Annotated in this window: 3 protein-coding genes; 1 reads left to right on the plus strand and 2 read right to left on the minus strand. The window is 71.9% G+C overall.

The features are described 5' to 3' along the window. Nucleotides 1–28: 28 nt before the first annotated feature. A complete protein-coding gene (locus tag DEIPI_RS35090; RefSeq protein ID WP_084475054.1) occupies nt 29–742 on the minus strand; it encodes an SRPBCC family protein in 714 nt (237 codons plus the stop codon). A gap of 165 nt (nt 743–907) precedes the next feature. Further along, nucleotides 908–2,011, minus strand: coding sequence for a DUF2171 domain-containing protein (locus tag DEIPI_RS42015; RefSeq protein WP_281173278.1), 1,104 nt, complete (start codon nt 2,009–2,011; stop codon nt 908–910). A gap of 212 nt (nt 2,012–2,223) precedes the next feature. Between DEIPI_RS42015 and DEIPI_RS0127125 the strand changes: the two genes are divergently transcribed. Beyond that, entirely contained in the window at nt 2,224–3,120 is an 897-nt protein-coding gene (locus DEIPI_RS0127125) for a DMT family transporter (protein WP_027483864.1), read from the plus strand. Nucleotides 3,121–3,127 lie beyond the last annotated feature (7 nt).

Below are 3,127 nucleotides of genomic sequence, written 5' to 3' on the forward strand. Positions count from 1 at the left end.
CGTGAGCTTCCCGCCGCTTCCGAGGATCCTAGTTGGACTTGGGCGTCGTGCCGCCCGCCGCGCCCGGCGTGCTCGCCGTGCCGGTGCCCTTCTGCTGCGCCTCGCCGCTCTCGAAGGTGCGCTTGAAGTTCTGGAGGTCGTCCGCGATCTGCTGGCTGGGCTCCTCACCGAAGAGCTTCGCGACGGCCGCGCCGAGCTGACCGGCGGGCGGACGGTACGACAGCGCGACGTGCACGCGCGTCGAGCCGCCCGGCAGGCTCTCGAACTGCACGCTGCCCGCGTTGTCCACCGTGGCGCCCGGCAGGGAGTGCCAGCCGATGCGCTCGCCCGGCTTGTCGTTCACGATCTCCGCCTCCCACTCCACGTGCGTGCCCAGCGGAGCCTTCGCGACCCAGCGCGAGCGGCGCTCGTCGAGCTCCGTGACGCTCTCGAGGTGGCTCATGATGCGCGGCAGGTTTTCCAGCTTGCGCCAGTACGCGTACACGTCCGCAGCAGGACGGTCCACGACGACGCTGTGCTCCACGAAGATCGGCTTGCTGCTCGCCGCGCCCGCCGACGCGGTGTTCATGCCCGCCGCCGCGTACGCGGGATCGTGACCGCTCGCCGCGCGGAACACGAGGTAGCCGCCCGCCGCCGCGAGCAGCAGGCCGAGGGGACCGCCGCGGCGCAGACCCGCGAGCGCGAGCAGACCGCCTCCGACACCGCTGATGAGCCGTTCGTTGTTGCTGACGTTGGTTTCCATGATGTTTCCTCCCAGGATCAGGACGAGAGCCCTACGTGAATGGTTTCCGAGATTCGTCTCCCGACCCTACCGCCCGCGCGGGCGACGGAACCGGGTTGACCGTAGTTTCGGCCCGTCCGCGCCCCGCGAAACGTGACATAAGGCGCTATGAACCGGGCCGGCCCTTCAGCCGTGACGGCCCTCGTCGTTCTCGGCGCCGTCGTCCGAGCGGTTGTCCACCGCCTGCCCCATCGCGTCGCGGTCGAAGTCGCTGCCCGCGAGGGCCGGGTCGAGGTTCGTGTTCATGGTGCTCTCCGGCGTCGCGGCGCTCCCGCCCGCCGAGGGCATCGCGGCGGAACCGCCGCTGTAGCTGTTGTCGTACGCCTCCATGCCCTGCACGGTGCCCTGGAGGTTGCTGTTGTCACGGTCCTCCATGGCGCCGCGGCTGACGTTGCCCGCCACGTTCTCGTCGCGGTCGGCGTTCAGGCCGCGCGTGCCCTGCCCGACGTGCCGCTTCTCGTCGCCGTCCTGCCCGCTCACGTTGCCGCTCGCGCCCGTGTTCGCGTTCCTGTCCATGAAGTCCCCCGAGGCGGCGCCCGCGCCGCTCATCAGCTCACGGTCGGACGTGGTGTTCCCCACGCCCGCCGCGGTGTACGTGTCCGTCGTGCCGCCCGCGTTCGGATTCCCGAGGCCCGTCGAGGCGCGGTCGCCCATCGGGGAGTCCGCGCCGGTCCGGTCGATCTCGCGGTCGCTCAGCATGGAGCCGCCCGAACTCGCGAGGCCCGAGCCCATGCCGGTGCTGCCGGCCGCGACGTCCTCCGAGAGGGGATCGCGGCCGTCGAGCGTCCCGCCGTACTCCGACGGCAGACGCCCGAAGATGCCCGTGCCCGCGTCCGCGCCGCGGCTCTGCACGTCCTCCGTGGAGTTCGTGGTGGCGCCGCCCGTCAGGCTGCCGTAGGACGTGCCCGTCCCGCCCGCCACGTGTCCGCTCGCGGCGGCCGAGCCCGCGCCCATGGCCGAGGAGGCGTCCTCCTGCGGGTTGCGGGTCATGGCGCCCTGACGGAACTCGTCGGCGGTCTTGCTGAGGTACACCGCGCGCTCGTCGGCGCGCTCCACCCAGCTCAGCGGAATCCAGTGGTGACGCCCGTCGGGCGCGTCGTTGCGCGTCAATTTCACGTAATTGCCCTCGACGCGGTCGACCGTGCCGACGTGCACGCCCGGCGCGCCGCCCATGCTGCCCGACCCGCGGGCGTGCACCATCAGGTGCTCACGAATGTCTTCCGGCTTCATCGCGACCTCCGATCTACGTGGGGACGGCGGACGCCGTCCCGTGTCCGTACCGCCATTCTCGGAATCCCCCGTGGCGACGGCGTGTGGGCCGCGCCATCGTGCTTTGAGGGACACTTCAGGTGAACGCACGCCCAAGAACGCCCCACGCGCCCCACCGGGAACGCGCGTCGGCGCTGAAACCGCCCGCGCCGTTTGCGGTAGCCTGAGCGGATATGGACGCCCTGAGCCTCACCGCCATCGTCGTGACGATCGTGTTCTGGGCGTCGGCCTTCGCCGGGATCCGCGCCGGACTCGAGGCGTTCGGACCGGCGCACCTCACCCTGTACCGCTTCCTCGTCGCGTCCGTCGCGCTCGGGGTGTACGCGCTCGCGCGGCGCCTGCCGCCCCCGCCGCCGCGCGACCTCGCCCGGATCTTCGGCCTCTCGCTGCTCGGCATCACCACCTACCACCTCGCGCTGAACTACGGCGAGGTCACGGTGCCCGCCGGGACGGCCAGCCTCATCATCGCGGCGGGTCCCGTCATCACGGCGCTCCTGTCCACCACCTTCATGGGTGACCGCCTCACCGCCGTCGGCTGGCTCGGCACGCTCGTGAGCCTCGCGGGCGTCACGCTGATCGTGCTGGGACGCGGCGAGAGCGTGGAGTTCACGCGCGGCGCGCTCCTGATCCTGCTCGCCGCGCTCGTCACGAGCCTGTACTTCGTCTTCCAGCGCGACGTCGTGCGCCGCGTCGGCTCGCTGCGCTTCACCGTGTACAGCCTCATCCTCGGCACGCTGCCCCTGCTGGTGTTCCTGCCGGGCTTCGGGACGGAACTCGCGCGGGCGCCGCTGGGCGCGCACCTCGCCGTGATCTACATCGGGCTGTTCCCGGCGGCGCTCGCGTACCTCACGTGGACGTACGCGCTCTCCCGCGTCGGACCGAGCCGCACCACCAGCTTCCTGTACGTCTCGCCCGTCCTCGCGATCCTGATCGGCTGGGTGTGGCTCGGGGAGGTGCCGGGTCTCGTGAGCCTCGTCGGCGGCGGGGTCGCGCTCGCGGGCGTCGTGCTCGTCAACACCCTCGGGCGGCCCCGCACGGGCGCGGGCGCGCCGGAAGGGAAGACCGCGTGACGCGCCC

Source organism: Deinococcus pimensis DSM 21231 (assembly GCF_000519345.1).
In the GTDB taxonomy this organism is placed as follows: domain Bacteria; phylum Deinococcota; class Deinococci; order Deinococcales; family Deinococcaceae; genus Deinococcus_A; species Deinococcus_A pimensis.

Bases quoted from the DNA above. Each gene is read 5' to 3' on its own strand.
- DEIPI_RS35090 (WP_084475054.1), bottom strand. From the start codon at position 742: ATGGAAACCAACGTCAGCAACAACGAACGGCTCATCAGCGGTGTCGGA.
- DEIPI_RS0127125 (WP_027483864.1), top strand. From the start codon at position 2,224: ATGGACGCCCTGAGCCTCACCGCCATCGTCGTGACGATCGTGTTCTGG.
- DEIPI_RS42015 (WP_281173278.1), bottom strand. From the start codon at position 2,011: ATGAAGCCGGAAGACATTCGTGAGCACCTGATGGTGCACGCCCGCGGG.